This window comes from Pseudarthrobacter leeuwenhoeki (assembly GCF_055412885.1).
The window spans coordinates 102,598-123,039 of the sequence record NZ_JBVAYY010000005.1; the positions used below are offsets into that span (position 1 = coordinate 102,598).

The 20,442-nt window shown below is 66.1% G+C and carries 18 protein-coding genes; 13 read left to right on the forward strand and 5 right to left on the reverse strand.

From position 1 onward, the window contains the following. Positions 1-23 precede the first annotated feature (23 nt). A complete protein-coding gene (locus tag ACZYX4_RS05855) occupies positions 24-848 on the reverse strand; it encodes a DUF559 domain-containing protein (RefSeq protein WP_463874390.1) in 825 nt (274 codons plus the stop codon). Between the two features lie 309 nt (positions 849-1,157). Between ACZYX4_RS05855 and speB the strand changes: the two genes are divergently transcribed. The 8 genes from speB (at position 1,158) to ACZYX4_RS05895 (ending at position 11,190) form a co-directional block, all read left to right on the forward strand. Further along, the gene (gene speB / locus ACZYX4_RS05860; RefSeq protein ID WP_463874391.1) at positions 1,158-2,246 is read left to right on the forward strand and encodes an agmatinase; all 1,089 of its coding nucleotides are present in this window, start codon (positions 1,158-1,160) and stop codon (positions 2,244-2,246) included. Next, positions 2,243-3,919, forward strand: a complete 1,677-nt coding sequence (locus ACZYX4_RS05865) for a thiamine pyrophosphate-binding protein (RefSeq protein WP_463874393.1) — start codon at positions 2,243-2,245, stop codon at positions 3,917-3,919. The genes speB and ACZYX4_RS05865 overlap by 4 nt, the downstream gene beginning before the upstream one ends. Positions 3,920-4,084: 165 nt before the next feature. Continuing rightward, positions 4,085-4,564 (forward strand): MarR family winged helix-turn-helix transcriptional regulator, encoded by a 480-nt coding sequence (locus ACZYX4_RS05870; RefSeq protein WP_463874394.1) that lies wholly within the window; start codon positions 4,085-4,087, stop codon positions 4,562-4,564. Positions 4,565-4,573: 9 nt separating this feature from the next. Next, entirely contained in the window at positions 4,574-6,259 is a 1,686-nt protein-coding gene (locus tag ACZYX4_RS05875) for an MFS transporter (protein ID WP_463874395.1), read from the forward strand. 261 nt (positions 6,260-6,520) lie between these two features. Continuing rightward, positions 6,521-8,254, forward strand: coding sequence for an ABC transporter ATP-binding protein (locus ACZYX4_RS05880; protein ID WP_463874396.1), 1,734 nt, complete (start codon positions 6,521-6,523; stop codon positions 8,252-8,254). Next, complete coding sequence (locus tag ACZYX4_RS05885; RefSeq protein WP_463874398.1) at positions 8,251-10,308, forward strand: ABC transporter ATP-binding protein; 2,058 nt, start codon at positions 8,251-8,253, stop codon at positions 10,306-10,308. Before ACZYX4_RS05880 ends, ACZYX4_RS05885 begins: the two co-directional genes overlap by 4 nt. Positions 10,309-10,367: 59 nt before the next feature. Next, complete coding sequence (locus tag ACZYX4_RS05890; protein ID WP_463874584.1) at positions 10,368-10,844, forward strand: acyl-CoA thioesterase; 477 nt, start codon at positions 10,368-10,370, stop codon at positions 10,842-10,844. Positions 10,845-10,887: 43 nt separating this feature from the next. Beyond that, the gene (locus ACZYX4_RS05895; RefSeq protein WP_463874400.1) at positions 10,888-11,190 is read left to right on the forward strand and encodes a hypothetical protein; all 303 of its coding nucleotides are present in this window, start codon (positions 10,888-10,890) and stop codon (positions 11,188-11,190) included. 127 nt (positions 11,191-11,317) lie between these two features. Here ACZYX4_RS05895 and ACZYX4_RS05900 read toward each other — a convergent pair whose 3' ends face one another. The 3 genes from ACZYX4_RS05900 to ACZYX4_RS05910 form a co-directional block, all read right to left on the reverse strand. Continuing rightward, positions 11,318-11,596 carry a hypothetical protein gene (locus tag ACZYX4_RS05900; RefSeq protein ID WP_463874402.1) on the reverse strand — a complete coding sequence of 93 codons (279 nt, stop codon included), beginning with the start codon at positions 11,594-11,596 and terminating at the stop codon, positions 11,318-11,320. A 182-nt stretch (positions 11,597-11,778) separates the two neighbouring features. Next, positions 11,779-12,210, reverse strand: coding sequence for a very short patch repair endonuclease (locus ACZYX4_RS05905; protein WP_463874404.1), 432 nt, complete (start codon positions 12,208-12,210; stop codon positions 11,779-11,781). 134 nt (positions 12,211-12,344) lie between these two features. Next, a complete protein-coding gene (locus ACZYX4_RS05910; protein WP_463874405.1) occupies positions 12,345-12,779 on the reverse strand; it encodes a pyridoxamine 5'-phosphate oxidase family protein in 435 nt (144 codons plus the stop codon). A gap of 208 nt (positions 12,780-12,987) precedes the next feature. On the opposite strand from ACZYX4_RS05910, the gene ACZYX4_RS05915 reads away from it, so the two are divergent. Together ACZYX4_RS05915 and ACZYX4_RS05920 are read left to right on the forward strand one after the other, a co-directional pair. After that, positions 12,988-13,641, forward strand: coding sequence for a DUF6318 family protein (locus ACZYX4_RS05915; RefSeq protein WP_463874406.1), 654 nt, complete (start codon positions 12,988-12,990; stop codon positions 13,639-13,641). Positions 13,642-13,799: 158 nt separating this feature from the next. Further along, positions 13,800-14,588, forward strand: coding sequence for a hypothetical protein (locus ACZYX4_RS05920; RefSeq protein WP_463874408.1), 789 nt, complete (start codon positions 13,800-13,802; stop codon positions 14,586-14,588). 48 nt (positions 14,589-14,636) lie between these two features. On the opposite strand, the gene ACZYX4_RS05925 is transcribed toward ACZYX4_RS05920, so the two are convergent. After that, a complete protein-coding gene (locus tag ACZYX4_RS05925; protein ID WP_463874410.1) occupies positions 14,637-15,974 on the reverse strand; it encodes a GAF domain-containing protein in 1,338 nt (445 codons plus the stop codon). Between the two features lie 217 nt (positions 15,975-16,191). Between ACZYX4_RS05925 and ACZYX4_RS05930 the strand changes: the two genes are divergently transcribed. From ACZYX4_RS05930 to ACZYX4_RS05940, 3 genes are all read left to right on the forward strand, one after another. Next, on the forward strand, positions 16,192-17,982 hold the full coding sequence (locus tag ACZYX4_RS05930) for an NAD(P)/FAD-dependent oxidoreductase (RefSeq protein WP_463874412.1): 1,791 nt from the start codon (positions 16,192-16,194) through the stop codon (positions 17,980-17,982). 136 nt (positions 17,983-18,118) lie between these two features. Next, positions 18,119-19,174, forward strand: coding sequence for a 2,3-butanediol dehydrogenase (locus tag ACZYX4_RS05935; protein ID WP_463874413.1), 1,056 nt, complete (start codon positions 18,119-18,121; stop codon positions 19,172-19,174). A gap of 82 nt (positions 19,175-19,256) precedes the next feature. Further along, a complete protein-coding gene (locus ACZYX4_RS05940; protein ID WP_463874414.1) occupies positions 19,257-20,330 on the forward strand; it encodes an alkene reductase in 1,074 nt (357 codons plus the stop codon). The last annotated feature ends 112 nt before the right edge of the window (positions 20,331-20,442 follow it).

A 20,442-nucleotide genomic window follows, 5' to 3' on the forward strand; every position in this document is an offset into this window, starting at 1 on the left:
GCCAAAGTAACTGGGCGGGAGCGTCAGGGCACGGGCCGCAGGCGCTGGCCCAGCACCGCCCGGATCTCGGCCAGGACGCGCTGGGGTTCGAACCAGATGTGCTCGGGCATGTACCGGAGCACGTCAAAACCCCTCAGTGTCGAGGCGTTGTTCCGGCCCAGGTCCCGGCTCAGGGCCTCGCGGCTGGAGTGGAATGCGAAACCATCCACTTCCACGATCAGGAATCCTTCGATCAGGAAGTCGACGCGTCCGATGCCGGGCAGGAAGACCTGGGCGTCGTAGCCAATTCCGTTGGTGGCGAAGAGGTACTGGGCGTCGACCTCCACGATGGACTCGGCCCGCAGGTCCAGTTGGTGCAGCGCTTTGCGGACTGGCCCGGACCGGTCGGACGTGAGTTGGGCCTTCAACAGTTCCAGCGGGACGCCATGCAGGCGCATCGCCGATGTCGCGAGGGCCGTTGATGCCGGTGGTGCAAGGCAGGACATGGCATGCAGCACCACGTCCTCGACAGCGGCCAGGGGCAATATCGGATGCGAGTCAAACCGCACCGTCCGGTGCCGAACGAAGCCCCCGCCGTGCCCGTGGTTGCAGGCCAGATGGTGCTGCGCCGGCGGCTTCCGGAGCCAGAGTCCGTAGTGTCCGGCAGCGCTGGCACACGTGACGCGGGCGTTGTGCCGCAGCGCAGCCTCGAACTCCGGGCGGCATTCCGGAAGGGCCAGCACACCCCGCCGCGGGTGGCGGACAACAGTGGCCAGCCGGGCAATATCCGTCCGGGAAAAGCCGGCCGCCAACAGTTGCCCGGTCCGGGCGACGCCGCCCAGTTGGGCCAGGTAGTCCAAGGGGTCCATCAAGCCAGTACAGGGCGAAGCCGGTACCCGCGAAACCAGGCAACCGGGCTATCTGGACAACGGGGTTGAGCGCGGCCTGCGTTCCTGCCCGGTTACTCGCCGCGGCACCGGGCCGGGCCCGCCGTGGAGCGCCGGATTTTCGCGGTTCTGCGCAGCGACGGCAGGTTGCGAGGGGAAGTAACTGGGCTGGAACGTCGGGACCTGCCCGCGCCAACGCATCTGGGTAAACATTTGATGCACAAGAGGCAACTCCGAGTGTATGATGACTGTCACACCTGTCGGTCAAATCCTCGAAGGAGAGGCTTTCTTTTGGAAGAGCTGCGCATCGAGGCCAATGGCAACCTTGGCCCCATCGATTCATCCCGCATTCCGCGCTACGCGGGAGCCGCCACCTATGCGCGCCTGCCGCGGCTGGACCAGGTCGCCAAAGCGGACGTCACCGTTGTCGGCGTTCCCTTTGACTCAGGCGTCTCGTACCGGCCCGGTGCCCGCTTCGGGTCCAACCACATCCGCGAGGCCAGCCGGCTGCTGCGTCCGTACAACCCGGCCTGGGATGTCAGCCCCTTCGAGAACATCCAGGTGGCCGACGCGGGCGACATGGCCGTCAACCCCTTCAACATCCATGAAGCGATCGAGACCATCCAGCAGAACGCGCTGGACCTGACCGCCTCCGGCAGCAAGCTGCTGACCCTCGGCGGGGACCACACCATCGCGCTGCCGCTGCTCCGCGCCGCCGCCGAACGCGCCGGCCAGCCCATCGCCATGCTGCACTTCGATGCGCACCTGGACACCTGGGACACCTACTTCGGCGCCGAATACACCCACGGCACCCCGTTCCGCCGCGCCGTCGAGGAAGGCATTCTGGATACCGAGGCCATCAGCCACATCGGCACCCGCGGTCCGCTCTACGGCAAGAAGGACCTCGATGACGACCACCGCTTCGGTTTCGGCATCGTCACCTCCGCCGACGTCTACTACCAGGGCGTCCTGGAAACCGTCGCCAAGGTCCGCGACCGGATCGGCAACCGTCCGCTCTACATCTCCGTGGACATCGACGTGCTGGATCCCGCGCACGCCCCCGGCACCGGCACCCCGGAAGCCGGCGGCATCACCAGCCGTGAACTGCTGGAAATCATCCGCGGCTTCCGCGGCATGAACCTGGTCGGGGCCGACGTCGTCGAGGTCGCCCCCGCGTACGACCACGCCGATATCACCGGTGTCGCCGCCAGCCACGTGGCCTACGAACTCGTCACCCTGATGGCGGACCGCGCGATGGAAGGCGACCGCTTCGGCGCCGCCACCGGCTACGCCGCCCAGGCCCTGGGCCAGGAATCCCGCCGGCCGGCCGGTTTCTCGACTCCGGCGTCCCGGCCCACCGAGAGCGGAGTCTCCCAGTGACCGGCGTGCGCAACGGCGGCGACCTGGTCGTCGAGACCCTCGAAGCGCTCGGCGCCAAAACCGTCTTCGGCATCCCGGGCCAGCACGCCCTGGGTCTCTTCGACGCGATGGGCCGCGGGAACCTGCACTTCGTCTCCTCCCGGGTGGAGAACAACTCGGCCTTCGCCGCGGACGGCTACTCCCGGGCCACCGGCGAGGTCGGTGTCCTCTTCCTCTCCACCGGACCGGGCGCGCTGACGTCCCTGGCCGGGCTGCAGGAGGCCTACGCCACTGGTGTCCCCATGGTGGTGATCGCGAGCCAGATCCCGCTCGAGGGCCTGGGCGCGCGCCGCAAGGGCATGCTGCACCAGCTCGATGACCAGAAGGCCTCGGCCGCGAATGTCACCAAAAGCCAGCGCCTGATCCAGCACGCTTCCGGCATTCCCTCCGCCATCCAGGACGCGTGGACCGAGGCGATCTCCTCGCCGCAGGGCCCTGTATGGCTGGAAATCCCGCAGAACGTGCTGCTGGATCCCATCATGGTGCCGCCGGTGGAGGACGCCCTCGCCGAAGCCGCCGACAATCCGCCGCGCGTCGAACTGGTCCGTGAAGCCGTGAAATGGCTCGCGGCGGCGGAACGTCCCGCCATCATCGCCGGCGGCGGCACCCGCCGCGGCCGGGCCGAGAAATCGCTGCTCTCCATCGCGGAGAAGCTGCGGGCGCCCGTCATCTGCACCCCCGGCGGCAATGGCGCGTTCCCATGGAACCATGAGCTCTCGCTGCAGTCCTGGATCGAGGACCAGCACATGACGGAGCTCCTCGAGGACGCCGACGTGCTGATCGTCATCGGCTCCTCGCTGGGCGAGGTCACGTCCAACTACTTCACCTTTGAACCGCGCGGCAGGATCATCCAGATCGACGCCGAACCGCGCGTCCTCGAATCCAACCGCCCCGGCCTGGGGATCCGGGCCGACGCCGGCCAGGCGCTCGCCGCCCTCGACACGGCCCTTGACGCCGCCCTGACGGAACCGCACGGAGAGCGCTCGGACTGGCACGGCACCCTGCCCGAGACCCTGGTCAAGGAAACGCTGGCCAAGGTCAAGGCCCGGCTGGAATCCCAGGATCTGGGCAAGGAACTGAAGTTCATGGCGGACATCCGGGAGGCCGTTCCCGCCACCATGCAGTCGTTCTGGGACATGACCATCTCAGCGTACTGGGCCTGGAGCTGCTGGGACGCCCGCGAGGGCCAGTTCCACTCCGCCCAGGGTGCCGGCGGACTCGGCTTCGGCTTCCCCGCGGCGATCGGCGGCGCCGTCGGCCTGGAAACGACCGGCAAGCCGGGCGGCTCGGCCCGGGTGCTCGCCGTCTCCGGCGACGGCTCGGCGATGTACTCCATCTCCGAACTGGCCACGGCCAAGCAGCACAACGTACCGGTCACGTGGCTGATTGTCGACGACGGCGGCTACGGCATCCTGCGCGAATACATGGTCGGCGCCTTCGGCAAGGCCACGGCCACGGAACTCGCCCGTCCTGATTTCGTCAAGCTCGCCGAGGCCTTCGGTGTGCCGGCCGTCCGGGTCGCCCCCGAAGGCATCGGGGACGCACTCAAGGCGGGGTTCGCCGCGGACGGCCCGAACGTCGTCGTGGTCGAAACCCTGCTCAAGATGTTCGCCCCCACCCATCTGGAGGCCTAGGCCCCACGCTCTACGCCCCTGCGCGGACAGGGAAGCGCGGACCGGCAGCACAGCTGACGGTCCGCGCTTGGCGTTTAAGCCAGACGACCCGCCGGGAAGGGTTAGTTTCCCAAAGTAACTAAATTGCTGATATATTGTTGCCTTAGGCAATCAAAGGGAGCAGTCATGGCAGTTGCGCCGGACACCGCAGCCAAACTCGTCCATCAAATCTTCGATCTGCAGCGCGCCGTTCGGTGCGTCGCCGCGGTCAAGCTCCGCGGGGACGACACCGGTGTGGCGCTCCACGGCGTACTGCGCTTCGTGGGGGAGGGGGAATCCCGCGCCACCGCACTCGCGGAGCGGCTCGGGGTCAGCGCTCCCGTTCTCAGCCGCCATATTGCCGAGCTGGAGGAACAGGGCTACGTGGTCCGGCGGCCCGACCCGCTGGACGGACGGGCCCAGCTGATCGCGCTCTCCGCTTCGGGCGCCGCGAAGCTCCGCTCTATCGAGGACCAGCGCGCCGCCACACTCCTTGGCTTCCTGCAGGACTGGAGCGAACAGGACGTCGAAGAGACAACGAAAACCCTGCAGAAACTTGCTGAGTCCCTCAGGACCTCAGCCCGGGCAACGACGGCCGGATCCATCACTACGACCGACATCGTTTAAGGAGCGCCCATGGCAGCAACCGCAGAAACGCCCCCCGCCCCGCCGGCGGTGATGACCCACCGCCAGATCATGGAGGCCCTGACCGGCCTGCTGGCCGCGTTGTTCACCGCCATTATCAGCAGCACGATCGTCGCGAACGCCCTGCCCACGATCATGTCCGATCTCAACGGAACCCAGACCGACTTCGCCTGGGTCATCACGGCTGCCCTGCTGGCGAACGCCGCAACCACCCCCATCTGGGGCAAGCTCGCGGACCTCTTCGACAAAAAGATGCTGGTCCAGCTCAGCATCGTGATCTTCGTGGCCGGATCCGTCATGGCGGGCCTGTCCGAGACGATCCCGCTGCTGCTGACCGCCCGCGTCATCCAGGGTGTCGCCATGGGCGGGCTCACCGCGCTGGCCATGGCCATCATCGGCTCCATCATCCCGCCCCGCGACCGCGGCAAGTACTCCGGCTACATGGGAGCCGTGATGGCCGTGGGCACCGCCGGCGGCCCGCTGCTCGGCGGGTTCATCGTGGACAGCCCGCTCGGCTGGCGCTGGACCTTCTTCGTCTGCGTTCCGCTGGCCATTGTTGCGCTGGTCCTGCTGCAGGTCACCCTGAAGCTGCCGCACGTCCGCCGCGCTGCCAAAATCGACTGGCTCGGCTCCATCCTGCTGACCTCCGGCGTCAGCCTGCTGCTGATCTGGGTGTCCTTCGCCGGCAACCCGGACTACTTCGACTGGTGGTCCTGGCAGACGGTGGCCATGGTCGGCGGCGGCATTGCCCTGCTGGCCCTGCTGGTGCTGGTCGAATCCAAGGTGCCGCAGCCCATCATTCCGCTGAAGATCATTTCGCAGCGCACCACCGCCCTCGCCATTCTTGCCTCGGTCGCCGTCGGCATCGGGATGTTCGGTTCCTCGACGTTCCTGGGCCAATACTTCCAAGTCGCCCGCGGCGCATCACCCACCGAAGCGGGGCTCCTGTCCCTGCCGATGATTGCCGGTAACCTGATCGGCTCCGTGGTCTCCGGGCAGCTGATCAGCCGGACCGGCAAATGGAAGCGGTACCTGATGGCGGGCTCAGTCCTGCTGGTCGGCGGCCTTGGCCTGACCGGAACCATCGATCACACCACCGAGCTCTGGCTGACCGGCCTCTACACCGCGATCATCGGCCTCGGACTGGGCCTGCTGATGCAGAACCTCGTCCTGGCAGTACAGAACACCGTGCGGGCCAGCGACATCGGAACCGCCAGCGCCTCGGTGGCCTTCTTCCGCTCGGTCGGCGGCGCCATCGGTGTCTCCGTGCTGGGAGCCATCATGGCCAACCGGGTCAAGGAACTCGCCACCGAGGGCCTTGCCGCCGCGGGGATTCCCACCAGTGGCGGAGCCGGCACCAGCATGGACCTCAAGACCATGCCGGAGCCCGTCCGCGAGATCATGCGGGCCGCCTACGGTGACGCCACAGCCCAGATCTTTCTGGTCTCCGCGATCGTCGGCCTGGTCGCCCTGGTTGCGATCCTCTTCATCAAGGAAGAGCCGCTGCGGCGCACCGTGGACATCGTCACCCCCTCCGCCAAGGGCGAGGACGACGGCGACGACGGCGGCCCGGTGGCCGTGTCCGGCCCGGTGGCCGGGTCCGGAATCGTCGACCTCGACCGGGATTTCGTCGAGGTGCTCAGCCAGCAGCGCGAAAGCGAGCGCCGGGCGCGGTAAGCCCGAAAGCCTGCAGGCGGCCGGTGCCGCTGCCGCCCTGAAGTGCAGGTGGCAGCGGCGCGGGCAGCGCACAGATCCCGCAAGGTACGCCGTACGGATGATTTTCAGCATCCGATGTTCCACGCGGGCCGGTCGTTTCGTAGAGTTGGATGGCTAGGGCTGTCGGCCCCCTCTGCTAGTCATGGGGGCATCCGGTTGATGTTCCCCCGCCCGACTCTTCTCCAGCCTCATTTACTCGGAATTTCCTAAGGACTCGTGGGCATGCTTGTCACTCTTATACGGCGCTATTCCAAGCCGTATCTGCCATATATTTGGGCAGTCATTTTCTTCCAGCTCGCCTCCACCATCGCGGCGCTGTACCTGCCCAGCCTGAACGCCCAGATCATTGACGAGGGCGTCTCCCGCGGCGATACGGACTACATCTGGCGGACCGGCGGCGTGATGCTCGTCGTCGCCCTGATCCAGGTCGCCACCGCAATCGCCGGCGTCTATTTCGGGTCCAAGGCCGCCATGGCGTTCGGCCGCGACCTGCGCCGCGGGGTCTTCCGCCAGGTCACGGGCTTCTCCGCCACGGACGTCAACGTCTTCGGCGCCCCCACGCTGATCACCCGCGGCACCAACGATGTCCAGCAGGTGCAGATGCTCATGTTGATGGGGCTGAACTTCATGGTGGCCACGCCCATCATGTGCATCGGCGGGATCTTCATGGCCCTCCGCGAGGACCTCAGCCTGTCCTGGCTGGTCTGGGTTTCCGTTCCGGTGCTCCTGGTGGTGGTGGGCTACCTGGTGGTCCGCCTGATGCCGCTCTTCCGGTCCATGCAGAAGAAAATCGACCGGCTCAACGGCATCCTCCGCGAGCAGATTATCGGCATCCGCGTGGTCCGGGCGTTCGTCCGCGAACCCCACGAAGCCGAGCGCTTCGGGGCCGCGAACAAGGAACTCACCGACGTCTCACTGAAAATCGGCGCCCTTTTTGTCCTCATGTTCCCCGCCATCGGCATGATCCTGCACGTCTCCACCGCCGCCGTGCTGTGGTTCGGCGGCCAGCGGGTCGAAGCCGGCGAGATGCAGGTCGGCGCCCTCACAGCCTTCCTTCAGTACCTGCTGCAGATCCTGATGGCCGTCATGATGGGCACCTTCATGGCCATGATGATTCCGCGCGCCTCGGTCTGCGCGGACCGCATCGGCGAGGTGCTCGACGTCGAACCCTCCATCCGCGAGACGCTGACCCCGGTGGTGCCGGTTGAAAAAGCCGGCCGCGTCGAGTTCCGGAACGTATCCTTCGCCTACCCCGGCGCGGAAGCGCCCGTCCTGAGCGACATCAGCTTCACCGCCGAGCCCGGTCAGACCGTGGCCATCATCGGCTCCACCGGCGCGGGCAAGACCAGCCTGCTGGCCCTGTTGCCCCGCCTGTACGACGCCGCTTCGGGGGAGGTGCTGCTCGACGGCGTCCCCGTCACCGCGCTGGACCGCTCGGAGATCACGCAGCGCGTGGCCATGGTTCCGCAGCGGCCCTACCTCTTCTCGGGAACCATCGAGCACAACCTGCGCTTCGGAAAGCCGGAGGCCACCGATGAACAGCTCTGGGACGCGCTGACCGTGGCCCAGGCGGCGGAATTTGTGCGCGAGAAGAAGAACGGGCTCGGCTCACGGATCTCCCAGGGCGGCACCAACGTCTCGGGCGGCCAGCGCCAGCGCCTCTGCATCGCCCGGGCCCTCGTCACGGAGCCCAAGGTGTTCCTCTTTGACGACTCATTCTCCGCCCTCGACGTCGCCACTGATGCACGGCTTCGCCGCGCCCTCAAAGCGAAAACCGCCGACGCCACGGTCATCATTGTCGGGCAGCGCGTCTCCACCATCGCCGACGCCGACCAGATCCTGGTGCTCGACAACGGGCGGATCGTGGACCGGGGCACGCACGAGGAACTGATGCAGAGCTCCAGTACCTATCAGGAAATTGTCGAATCCCAGCTGACCGCGGAGGCCGTGGCATGAGCACCAACGAGAAGACCCAGCTCCCGCCCTCCGGCACCGGGCCCGCCAGCGAATCCTCCGCCACCGAGCCGGACGACGATTTCTACGAGGAGGAATACACGCCCGGCGAAGCCGACGGCGGCATGTTCGGTGACCTGCCCGCCAAAAAAGCCCAGCACTTCTGGCCCTCCGCGACGCGGCTGATGGGCCTGCTGAAACCCGAACGGGCCGGCATCATCGCCGTCCTCGCAATGGTGACGGTCGCCGTCGTCCTCAACGTGGTGGCCCCCCGGATCCTCGGGCAGGCGATGGACATAATCTTTAGCGGCGTCGTGGGCAAGCAGCTGCCGGCCGGCGGCACCAAGGAGGAGTTCGTCGAGGGCCTGCGCGCCCAGGGCCAGGACAACTTCGCGGACATGCTCTCCAAGATGGACGTCACCCCCGGCGCCGGCATCGACTTCCAGCAGCTCGCCTTCCTGATCAGCGTGGTGCTGGTGATGTACTTCGTCGCCAACATCTTCCTCTGGCTGCAGGGCTACGTCCTGAACATCCTGGTCATGCGGGTGGTCCGCCAACTGCGCGACGACACCGAGAAGAAACTGAACCGGCTCCCGCTGAACTACTTCGACACCCGCCAGCGCGGCGACATCCTCTCCCGGGTCACGAACGACGTGGATAACGTCCAGCAGGCGCTGCAGCAGGCCTTCGCGCAGCTCGTGAACTCGGCGCTGACGGTGATCGGCATCGTGATCATGATGTTCATCGTGTCCTGGCAGCTGGCCCTCATAGCCCTCGTTGCGCTGCCGCTCTCGGCTGCGGCCGCCGGCATCATCGGCTCCCGCAGCCAGAAGCTCTTCGCCGCCCAGTGGAAGAACACCGGCGAGCTCAACGGCCAGATCGAGGAATCCTTCTCAGGCCACGACCTCGTGCGGGTCTTCGGCCGCGACGCCGACATGCTGGAGCGCTTCGACGAACGGAACGAGGCCCTCTACAAGGCCAGCTTCGGGGCACAGTTCGTGTCCGGCATGATCATGCCGGTCATGCAGTTCGTGTCCTACCTCAGCTACGTGGGCATCGCCGTCGTCGGCGGGCTGCGGGTGGCCTCCGGCGGGATGAGCCTGGGCGACGCCACGGCGTTCATCCAGTATTCGCGCGAGTTCACCCAGCCGCTGGGCCAGATGGCGGGCATGGCGAACATGCTGCAGTCCGGCGTCGCCTCCGCGGAGCGGGTCTTTGAATTCCTCGACGCCGAGGAACAGGACACCGAAACCGCCACGGAGCAGTTGCCGGCCAAGACCGACGGCCACGTCGAGTTCCGGAATGTCACGTTCAGCTACACCCCGGACAAGCCGCTGATCGAAGACCTGTCCTTCGCCGCGGAGCCCGGGCACACCGTCGCGATCGTCGGCCCCACCGGTGCAGGCAAGACCACCCTGGTGAACCTCGTGATGCGCTTTTACGAGCTCCAGAGCGGCAGCATCACCCTCGACGGCGTCGACATCACCCACCTGAGCCGAGCCGAGCTGCGGTCCAAGGTGGGGATGGTGCTCCAGGACGCCTGGCTCTTCGGCGGGACCATCTACGACAACATCCGCTACGGCAAGCTGGACGCCACCGAAGACCAGGTGATGGAGGCGGCGAAGGCCACCTTCGTGGACCGCTTCGTCCGCGCCCTCCCGGACGGCTACAACACCATCATCGACGAGGAAGGCAACAACGTCAGCGCCGGCGAGAAGCAGCTGATCACCATCGCCCGGGCCTTCGTGGCGAACCCCTCGCTGCTGATCCTGGATGAGGCCACCAGCTCGGTGGACACCCGCACGGAGGTGCTCGTCCAGAAGGCGATGGCTGCCCTGCGCACCGACCGCACGAGCTTCGTGATTGCCCACCGACTCTCCACCATCCGCGACGCCGACACCATCCTGGTGATGGAGGCCGGCCGGATCGTGGAGCAGGGCGCCCACGCCCGGCTGCTGGACCTCAAGGGGGCCTACTACCGCCTGTACATGTCCCAGTTCGCCGGCGAAGACGCCGAGCAAGTCCTCGAAAACGACGCGACGGCGGTGCGCAGTTGAGCGCCGCCGGACGGGCCGGAGAGTCCGCAGAGGCCCGGCGCATCGAGGTGCAGATCCCGATGCGCTGGGCCGACATGGACGCGTACGGCCACATCAACAACGTCCAGGTCGTCCGGATCCTGGAGGAGGCCCGCATCGCGGCCTTTGGGCCGCCGCGCGGTCCCGGGCTGCCCGGGATCGAACCGCCCGTGCCGCTCTTCAGCGAGGTCCCGGAGGGGACCCTGGCGCTGATCGTGGAACACAAGATCCGCTACGTCCGCATGCTCGAATACCGCAACGTGCCGGCCCTGGTGCAGCTGTGGATCGGCGCGGTCAAGGGCGCCAGCTTCGACATCCACTACCTCGTCCAGGACCCGGTGACCCGCGAGGACTGTGTCAGGGCCACCAGCCACCTGGCATTCGTGGAGGAATCCACCGGGCGGGTGCTGCGGCTGACCCCGGAGCAGAAAGAGAAGCTCGCCCGGTTCGCGCCCGTTTCCGCCAGCCGAACCGGTCCGATAGCCTCTACCTCGGTCCACCCATCCTCCCTAGAATAGACAACCCGCGGGCAGTCAGCCCCGAGACCAAGGAGCACAGATCATGGCGAACAAACGAGCAAAGATGATGGCGAAGAAACGATCACAGATGACGGCGAACAAGCGCAAGAAAAACGTTAAGAAGAAGTCCTGGAAGGAACTCTCTCCGTTGGCGAAGTTCGGCACCATCACCGGCGCCGTCGTCCAGCTCTCGCTCCTGATCGCCGCGCAGCGGGATATTTCACACCGGCCGGCGGAGCAGATCCGCGGCAGCAAGACGCTGTGGCGCGTGGCGACCCTAGTTAACTTTGTCGGCCCGGGCAGCTATTTCACGTTCGGCGTCAAGCGGGGCCCGGCAGCCAAGTAGCGGGAGGTTCCGCCTCCGCGCCCGGGCTACCGGACATTAACTTTGGGGCGCCCGCATCAGACGGGCGCCCCGTTTAGGCCTGTCAATTGAAGGCATGACATCGGCCGCTGACGTTCTTCTGTGTGAGCTAGCCGGCAGCCTGTTCCCCGGAAACGGACAGCAGGTGGCTCAACAGAGCCTTCTCCGGCTGGCCGGGGTTGTTGGCGAGGTGCCAGCGGAGCTTCTCGCGGACCGGTGCCTCGTCGGGCTTGGTGTTGGATAGTATCGTTTCGATGATCGCGGATACCTGCCGGCGCAGGGGTCCAAGGTCGGGATCGACCTGGCCGGCTGCGCTGGACCGCCGGCACTCCGGGGGCCGGGAACCGGGGGACGATTTCGAGGGCCGGGTTGCAGGCCTCAGAGACATGGTGGACCTCAGCAAGTGCGGCATCTGGAGCGCTCCCGTGGAGTAGAAGTATAAGTAAGTGCGGACCCGATAGAGCCCTTGTCCCCAGATTTGGATAGTACCCGAGACAGACCAGTCTGTCCCGGCGCGTCGAGATTTTTTTGGTGGCGCTGATAACGGAGTCTGGTTCAGGGAAGACCTGCCTAGCCAGGTCTTCCCTGAAGGAAGTCATCCAGTTGCTGCTCCAGGGCAGAAACATCCTTGAGTTCGCACTCCCAAACGGTGAGAACCTCCCAGCCCGAGTGCTCAAGCTGATGGCGTTGCTCGGCATCGCGGTTCCGTGTCCGGGTGCGTTTGGTTTCCCAGAACTCCGCGTTGGCCTTGGGTGCGTGCTGCCCGACCCGGCAGTCATGGAAGTGCCAGAAGCAGCCGTTGACGAAGATGACTTTGTGGCGGCCGGCGAACACCAGATCCGGGTTGCCTGGGAGCCGCCCCCCGCTGGCGGCGCCGTGCAGCCGGTAGCGGTAGCCCTTGGCGTGGAGCAACTTTCGGACCAGCAGTTCAGGCTTGGTGTTCTTGCCGCGGATGCGGGACATGTTCCAGCTGCGCCGCTCCGGGGTCAGCTTGTCCGCCATGGATTAAGTCTAGGCGGCGGTGCGCGGCAAGGGGGTGGACGGGACGCCCGACGGCGGCCGGGATGCCCGCCGGCGGCCGGGATGCCCGCCGGTGGCCGGCTGCTCAGGTGGCGGGCGCCGCCGTCGAACGGCTGCTAGATCTCACGTTCCGGGTGCTCGCCAAACAGGAAATGGCGCCCGCTGACCGAGGCGGGCTCGATCTCGACGTAGAAGTCCTTCACGGTCGGCACCCACGGCTTGAGCCCCAGGGCCTCGGCCGCTTCGATCTCGGCAGACGTGTCCAGGACCCGGGCGGTGCCGCGCAGGACAACCGACCAAGCCTCGTCGGAGAGGATGCCGTCGGTTTCGAGCAGCACTTTGGGGTTGATGGTCACTTCAGCGAGTTTGCTGCCGGGGGCCGTCCGGAGGTAGAGCTTCCTGCCGCTCACGGCGTAGTTCACCGGAAAGATATCGGGTTCGCCGCCCACGATGACCACGAGCCTGCCGTGTTTGGTGCCCTCAATCAGTTTCCAGCTCTGATCGTCATCGAGGGCGAGGATGGGGTTTTCTTCTGCATGTTCGAACATCATGGGTTCATTGTTCTGGGCGCTGTAGAAAAACGCCAGAGGCTGAGGCGGGAAAGTCGGTGTGTGTCGGTCCGGGGGTGTGCGTCCAAGCAGCGGCGCGGAGCAATCGAGGCCCTGTGGATAATCTGGGTGCCCAAAATGTGATGTCAGTTACCCTTAAGGCACTGTTTGGCTTCAGGCGTCTTGATTTCTATCGGGGGAGTAGCTGACCATGACATCTCGCACTTCATTTTTTGGCCGCCGCAGACGTATCGCCGCCGCCGCTGTTGCTCTAGCCCTGCTGCCTGTCACGGCCTGCAGCAGCGGGGGAACAACGCCGGGTGCAACGGCCGCCCCCGAGTCCTCTGGCCCGACGGCGTCGCCGACACCGACTGCCACCCCCACCCCAGCGGCCAGCTACAAACCGGCCGACGCTTCGGGAAAGGCCCAAAACGTTCCGGTTCCCGTGCTGCCGGAAGCTGCGAAGGCGGAGACGAAGGAAGGTCTAGAGGCGTTCGCGCGGTACTGGTTCAGTCAGCTGAACTTCGCTTACGAGACGGGAAATTCCTCAGGATTGGAATCTGTTACGTCACCAGCCTGTGAGTTCTGTTCCAACATAACTAGTTCTTTGGCCGCGAACTATGCGGGCGATCGTTGGCTGGCTGGGGGACGCATTGAAACCCCATCAATCAGCACGACATTAGAAGCTGAAGCGGGTGGCCAACACCAGGTCATTGTGCAGGTACAGCAGGCGACCATATTCTACTTTGAGCCGCCAGGGACCGAACTCCGTGAACCAACGCAGCCTTCCGATACCGGAAACGTCATGCTCGTGACATACAAGAGCGGCGCATGGCAGCTCGTCGGTCTACATCCAATTCGATGAACAAAACGGGTTGGTTCGGTCCGCGCCACGTCCGCCAGTTCCTTGCGATTGCCTGCATAGTCGTCGGATTTAGCTCGTTTCCTCAGGCTGCGCTCGCTGAGGGGGATGGCATCGACGCCGGCTTCGGCAATCAGGGCGTCAATGTCGGAGGCTGGAGGATGGATCCGACAACAGGGAAGTTCGTTGCGCTTCAACCGGGCGTCCCGAAAGCCGATCCACACCAATACAAGTACGAACTGCAGTGCCATCTGGGAGCCGGCGACTTCGACACGGATTGCCTTGCTGTCCTCGTCGACTGCAAGAACGGCCCCGACGGCGCGGACGGCATTCCGGTTGTGTGGCTGAAAGCCCCGTCGGGCGTGCCGAATCCAACGTGGAGCTTTCACTCCGGGCCCACATGTCTCTTCGATCCCAGACCTGAGGACTTGCTTCCCCGGATAGCCGCCATGATTCAAACGGAGTTCCAGCAGCTGCCGATCGCTGCAGGTTCAGTCACGGCCCAGCCCAGTCCGCACACCCTCAGAGGCGCCGAAACGAACTTCTTCGCTGACGCGGCCGAGCAGCAATTCGACATCACCATCTTGGCCCAGGACGTGCACGTCGTTGCCAAGCCCGTCCAGTACACCTGGAGTTACGGCGACGGAACCTCGCTGGGGCCCCAGGCGGCGGCCGGTGGACCAATCCCGCAGGACCGCTGGGGCGAAAAGACCACCACCAGCCACGTCTACACCCAGACCGGCGACTTCCCGGTGGTGCTGACCACCCATTTTCAGGGCACGTACTCGGTCAATGGCGGCCCGCCGCTGCCCATCCCCGGGCAAGGGCAATTCAGTTCGCCGCCGCAGACCGTGAGCGTCTGGCGCTCCATCACCCGGAACTACGCTGACGACTGCCTCCGCAACCCGCAAGGCCAGGGGTGCCCCGGCGTCGTACCTCCTGCGCCCTAGCGTCGAACCCCGCTGCCGGCAGCGGCAAGTGCGCCGACGGCACGGGAGCTACGCGCGCAGCTCGCGGTCGAGCCGTTCCATCCGGGCGCTCACCAGCTGGAAGCGTGGATCCTGGGGTCCCAGCAGGGTGGCCGCCGTTGCTGCGGCCGCAGTGTCCGAGGAGCCCATGTCGCTGGTGCACCACTGGAGCATCAACCCGGCGTCACCGCTGGTCCGGACGGAGGCGCCGACGGCTTCATTGAGCTCATCGCGCATGAACCCGATCCCGAGGGTGCTCGAACGGTTAAGGAATTTGGCCCGATACGCCGCAAATGCCTCGGCAACCCGGCCGTCCCGCAAATGGCCCGCCACCAGTGAGGCATCCGTAACCACCCTGACGGCCGTCGAGAAGCGGTAGGGATTCGCTTCGACCACGTTGCCCAGGATGCTGCGGATCCGGTGCATCTCGGTCCGGATCGCCGCGGCGGTGCCCGCGTCGCCGTGGATCTCGTAGGCCAGTTCGTCGGCGCTCCAGCCCTGGTTCCGGGAGGCCAGCAGGGCCAGGATCTCGGCACGGCGCAGCGTCAGCGGGCGATGGGCGCCGCCGTCGAGCGCCGCAGACGGTGCGTCCCCCAGCAGCCGCAGCGTCAGCTGCGACCGGACCCCGGCTTCGGAGCGCCCCGCCGCAGCGGTGCCGGCAGGCTCTCCGGGCCTGGGGCCGGCCCCAACGGGAGGGGTGGCGGATTTCAACAGCTCCTCAGCCAGCCGCACTCCACAGCGCACCAGGCGCAGGCTGTCCGGCGTGACGGATTCGAACGGGCCGGACACGTCCAGGACTCCGATGACTTCCCCCGTCAGAGGGTCGCGGACCGGAGCGGCCGTGCAGGCCCAGTCGTGATGCGTCCGTACCAGGTGCTCGGCCGAGAAGAGCTGCGCGGGGGCGCCCGTGACCAGGGCTTCGCTGATGGCGTTGGTGCCAACGCCCGATTCGGACCAGTCGGCCCCCTCCACGAACTCCAGGGAGTCCGCGAGTTTCAACGCCTGTTTGCTGCCAACGCGCCACAGCACTTCGCCCTCATGATCGGTCACGATCAACAGGTGGCGTCCGGTTGCGGTCTCGTCGGCCAGCAGTTGTGACAGCGCTGGCATCACAGCGGCCAGTCGGTGTCCGGCGCTGAGCGAGCGCGCCTCGGCAACCTCATGCCGGTGGATCGGAAGGTGCTGGTCCGGGTTGATGCCCAGCGCGAGGGAACGCTGCCAGGACTTGACGAGGGACGGCGACAAATGCGGGTTCGGAGTGCCGGGCACCGTGGACTCGTGCGCTTTCCGCAGGGCGCGGGCATACTCCGCGGGAGCCGAAAACCTCAGGTCCGAGAGTTGCGTGATGGAGCGACTGCCCTGCCGCATGCTCATGGTCCCAACTCGCCCTCGAATCGTCGCCCTCGAATCGTCGCCCTTGGACGGCTGCCGCCCGCCCTCACCGGCACAGCCGCCGGCCAAGAGCTTGAGAGCTCTGTGTAACCCGATTGTAACCCCCTGCGGACTTTACTAGTGATGCAGGTCACTGCGTGGTCTGGATGTCATACAACCGGACGGCCCACAGTTAGCAACGGAAAGAGGAAACATGCCTGAGACTCCAAATGGCGTGGTCGAGGCGTGGCTGGCGCAGTTCGATGAGGCGCTGCGCAGCCACAACACGGACGACGTGCTTGAGCTATTCGACGACGATTCGTACTGGCGCGATTTCGTCTCCTTCACCTGGAACCTCAAAACCCTTGAAGGCAAAGAGGAGATCCGGCGCATGCTGGATGCGACCCTGGACGATGTGCAGCCAAGCAACTGGACGCTGGCCGAGGATGCCACCGGGGACGCTGCCAACACCGAGGCGTGGGTGAACTTCGAGACCGCCCAGGCCCGCGGCTACGCCCATCTGCGCCTCCGCAACGGCAAATGCTGGACCCTGCTCACCACCATGCAGGAGCTCAAGGGCTTCGAGGAAAAGAAGGGGCCCAACCGGGAGAAAGGGGTCGCCCACCAGATCACCAAGGGCCGCAAGTCGTGGCTTGAGCTGAAGGAGGAGCAGGAAGCCCGGCTCGGCTACGAAGACCAGCCGTATACCGTCATCATCGGCGGCGGCCAGGGCGGGATCGGTCTCGGCGCGCGGCTGCGCCGGCTCGGCGTGCCCACCATCATCATCGAGAAGAACGAGCGCGCGGGCGACTCCTGGCGGAACCGCTACAAGTCCCTGCACCTCCACGACCCGGTCTGGTACGACCACCTGCCCTACATCAAGTTCCCCGACGACTGGCCGGTTTTCGCGGCCAAGGACAAGATCGGCGACTGGCTGGAAAACTACACCCGGATCATGGAACTGAACTACTGGTCCAAGACCGAATGCACCAGCGCACGCTTCGACGAAGCCTCGCAGGAGTGGGTGGTGGAGGTGATGCGCGACGGCGAACCGGTCACCTTGCGCCCCAAACAGCTCGTCTTCGCCCTGGGCGTCTCGGGGTATCCCAGCGTTCCGGCGTTCGACGGCGCCGAATCCTTCCAGGGGGAGCAGTACCACTCGTCCAAGCACCCGGGCGGCGGTGACTGGACCGGGAAGAAGGCCGTGGTCATCGGCTCCAACAATTCGGCCCACGATATCTGCGCCGACCTCTGGGAGCACGGCGCGGACGTCACCATGGTCCAGCGGTCCTCCACACACATCGCCCGCAGCGAATCCCTCATGGACCTGGCCCTCGGTGGCCTGTACTCCGAGGAGGCGCTCGCCAACGGGGTCACCACGGAGAAAGCCGACCTGCTGTTCGCGTCGCTGCCGTACCGGATCCTGCCCGAAGCCCAGATTCCGGTCTATGCCGAGATGGCCGAGCGGGACGCGGAGTTTTACTCCCAGCTCGAGGCCGCGGGCTTTGACTTGGACTTCGGCGTCGACGGCTCGGGCCTGTTCCTCAAGTACCTGCGGCGCGGCTCCGGCTACTACATCGACGTCGGTGCCTCGCAGCTGATCATCGACGGGCGCGTCAAGCTCGCCAACGGCGAGGTCGGCAAGATCACCGGGAACGCCGTCGTGATGGTCAACGGGACGGAGCTGGAAGCCGACGCCATCATCTACGCCACCGGCTACGGGTCCATGAACGGCTGGCTGGCCGATCTGGTCTCACCCGAGGTGGCCGACGCCGTCGGGAAGTGCTGGGGCTTCGGATCCGACACTCCCAAGGACCCGGGGCCGTGGGAAGGGGAACTGCGCAACATGTGGAAGCCCACCAACGTGGACAGCCTCTGGATCCACGGCGGCAATTTGCACCAAAGCCGCCACTACTCCAACTATCTTGCGCTGCAGCTCAAAGCCAGGATGGAAGGGCTGCCGACGCCGGTCTTCGAGCGTCAGCCCACGCACCACACGCGCTGACCTGGACGGGCCGTGACAATCACAGCCCGGGGAACCACACTGGGGGGTGACGGCCTCCTTGTGAGACTCCACCGACATGCCGTGGACGCGCCTGACCGGGCGCGTCCACGGCCCGTAATACGAAGGAAAAAACACCATGAAAGCAGCACGATTCCATGCCCGTGAGGACCTCCGGATCGAAGACATTCCGGAGCCGGAGTTGCGCCCCGGGACGGTGAAGATCGCCGTCGCCTGGTGCGGGATCTGCGGGACTGACCTCCACGAGTTCCTGGAAGGGCCGATCTTCACGCCGCCGCCCGGCCACCCCCACCCGATTTCCCACGAGGAAGCACCCGTCACCCTGGGGCACGAATTCTCCGGCACCGTCGAGGAACTGGGGGAGGGCGTAACCGGGCTCGCCATCGGGGACAGCGTCGTGGTGGAACCCTATATCGTCTGTAATGAATGCGGCCCGTGCCTCAGCGGCCACTACAACCTGTGCACCAAGCTGGGCTTCATCGGCCTCGCCGGCGGCGGCGGGGGCCTGAGTGAGAAGGTCGTCGTCGACACCCGGTGGGTCCACCCCGTCGGCGACATTCCGCTGGACGAAGCTGCCCTCATCGAACCCCTCGCCGTGGCATATCACGCCGTCGGCCGGGGCGATGTCAAAGCCGGGGACGTCGCCGTCGTCGGCGGTGCGGGCCCGATTGGCCTGCTGACCGCAGCGGTCCTCAAGGGCCTCGGCGTCACCACGATCGTCACCGAGCTGTCGGCGGCCCGGAAGGACAAAGCGGTTTCCTCGGGAGTCGCGGATCATGTGCTGGACCCGAGCACCGATGACGTCAAGGCGCGGGTGCTGGAACTGACAGCCGGTGCGGGGGCGGATGCGGCCTTTGAATGTGCCGGCGTGAATGCCGTGCTGGACACCATGCTCGACGTCGTGAAGCCGGCCGGCGTCGTGGTCAATGTCTCGATCTGGGGACGTCCGGCCACCGTGGACATGCAGAAGATCGTCCTGAAGGAAATCGACCTCCGCGGAACCATCGCCTATTGCGGCGATCACGCGGCCGCGATCAAGCTCGTCCAGGAGGGCAAAGTCGATCTGAAGCCTTTCATCACGGGAAGAATCGCCCTGGATGATCTCGTGGACAAGGGCTTTGATACCTTGATCCACCACAACGACACCGCGGTAAAGATCATCGTCCACCCGTAGTGATCCGGGTCTCACCCGGAATAGTTGCAGGCGCCGTGCAGTTATAGCCAGTGAACCCAATCCCTGGTGAAAGGAACTGCGCATGCTGTTTTCCCCGATGACTCTCGGCGAGCTGGAACTGCCCAACCGACTTGTGATGGCGCCGCTGACCCGCGTCCGCTCCGGAAAGGAAGGCATTCCCGGCCCGCTGGTTGTCGAGCACTACCGGCAGCGGGCTTCCCTCGGCCTGATCGTCAGTGAGGGCACATATCCCAGCCCCGCCGGCCGGGGGTTCCCGGGCCAGCCGGGCCTGGTCACCGAGGAACAGCTCAAGGGCTGGGCCGATGTCACCGCTGCCGTGCACGCCGAGGGCGGCCGCATCTTCGCCCAGGTGATGCACGCCGGACGCGTCACCCACGAAGGCACCAACGGTGGTCACCAGGTGGTGGCGCCCAGCGCCATCGCCATTGACGGCGAGACCCGCACCTACGAGGGGAAGAAGCCGTTCCCCGTTCCGCACGCCCTGACCGCCGAGGAACTGCCGGGCATCGTCCAGGAGTTCGTCACGGCGTCCCGCAATGCGATCCGTGCCGGGTTCGACGGCGTCGAGCTGCACTCTGCCAACGGTTACCTGCTGCACGAATTCCTGGCCCCTTCCGCCAACCAGCGCGACGATGTCTACGGGGGTTCGCCGGCGAACCGTGCGCGCTTCGTCATTGAAGTGGCCCGGGCCGTGGTGGACGCGGTTGGCGCCGACCGGGTCGGTATCCGTATCTCTCCCGAGCACAACGTGCAGGGTGCCACCGAACTTGACGCAGCGGATGTCCAGGAGACCTACAAGGTTCTGGTGGATGCCTTGGCGCCCCTGAAGCTCGCCTACCTGAGCGTGCTGCACAAGGATCCGGCCACCAGCGCGTTGGTGCAGGATCTGCGCACCCGTTTCGGCGGACCCTTCCTGCTGAACTCGGGCTTCGGCGTCATCACCACCCGCGAGGAAGCCAAAGCGCTGGTCGCGGACGGCCACGCTGACGCCGTCGTCGTCGGACGCCCGGTCATTGCCAACCCGGACCTGGTCCGCCGCTGGCGTGAAGGGCTGCCGACCAACGAGCCGGACCCGTCCACGTTCTACAGCGACGATGCCAAGGGCTACACGGACTACCCCGTGTACCAGAACTAGCACCGGCTGGCGGCACACGCCGCCACTGGACATGTCCCGCCGCAGCCACGGTTCCCGCGGGACATGTCCCGCCGCAGCCGCGAACAGTGGGCAGAATGCCATTCTGCCCACC

Coding starts and splice junctions, on each gene's coding strand:
- ACZYX4_RS05855 (WP_463874390.1), bottom strand. CDS start 848: ATGGACCCCTTGGACTACCTGGCCCAACTGGGCGGCGTCGCCCGGACC.
- ACZYX4_RS05870 (WP_463874394.1), top strand. CDS start 4,085: ATGGCAGTTGCGCCGGACACCGCAGCCAAACTCGTCCATCAAATCTTC.
- ACZYX4_RS05875 (WP_463874395.1), top strand. CDS start 4,574: ATGGCAGCAACCGCAGAAACGCCCCCCGCCCCGCCGGCGGTGATGACC.
- ACZYX4_RS05880 (WP_463874396.1), top strand. CDS start 6,521: ATGCTTGTCACTCTTATACGGCGCTATTCCAAGCCGTATCTGCCATAT.
- ACZYX4_RS05885 (WP_463874398.1), top strand. CDS start 8,251: ATGAGCACCAACGAGAAGACCCAGCTCCCGCCCTCCGGCACCGGGCCC.
- ACZYX4_RS05890 (WP_463874584.1), top strand. CDS start 10,368: ATGCGCTGGGCCGACATGGACGCGTACGGCCACATCAACAACGTCCAG.
- ACZYX4_RS05895 (WP_463874400.1), top strand. CDS start 10,888: ATGGCGAACAAACGAGCAAAGATGATGGCGAAGAAACGATCACAGATG.
- ACZYX4_RS05900 (WP_463874402.1), bottom strand. CDS start 11,596: ATGTCTCTGAGGCCTGCAACCCGGCCCTCGAAATCGTCCCCCGGTTCC.
- ACZYX4_RS05905 (WP_463874404.1), bottom strand. CDS start 12,210: ATGGCGGACAAGCTGACCCCGGAGCGGCGCAGCTGGAACATGTCCCGC.
- ACZYX4_RS05910 (WP_463874405.1), bottom strand. CDS start 12,779: ATGATGTTCGAACATGCAGAAGAAAACCCCATCCTCGCCCTCGATGAC.
- ACZYX4_RS05915 (WP_463874406.1), top strand. CDS start 12,988: ATGACATCTCGCACTTCATTTTTTGGCCGCCGCAGACGTATCGCCGCC.
- ACZYX4_RS05920 (WP_463874408.1), top strand. CDS start 13,800: ATGGATCCGACAACAGGGAAGTTCGTTGCGCTTCAACCGGGCGTCCCG.
- ACZYX4_RS05925 (WP_463874410.1), bottom strand. CDS start 15,974: ATGCGGCAGGGCAGTCGCTCCATCACGCAACTCTCGGACCTGAGGTTT.
- ACZYX4_RS05930 (WP_463874412.1), top strand. CDS start 16,192: ATGCCTGAGACTCCAAATGGCGTGGTCGAGGCGTGGCTGGCGCAGTTC.
- ACZYX4_RS05935 (WP_463874413.1), top strand. CDS start 18,119: ATGAAAGCAGCACGATTCCATGCCCGTGAGGACCTCCGGATCGAAGAC.
- ACZYX4_RS05940 (WP_463874414.1), top strand. CDS start 19,257: ATGCTGTTTTCCCCGATGACTCTCGGCGAGCTGGAACTGCCCAACCGA.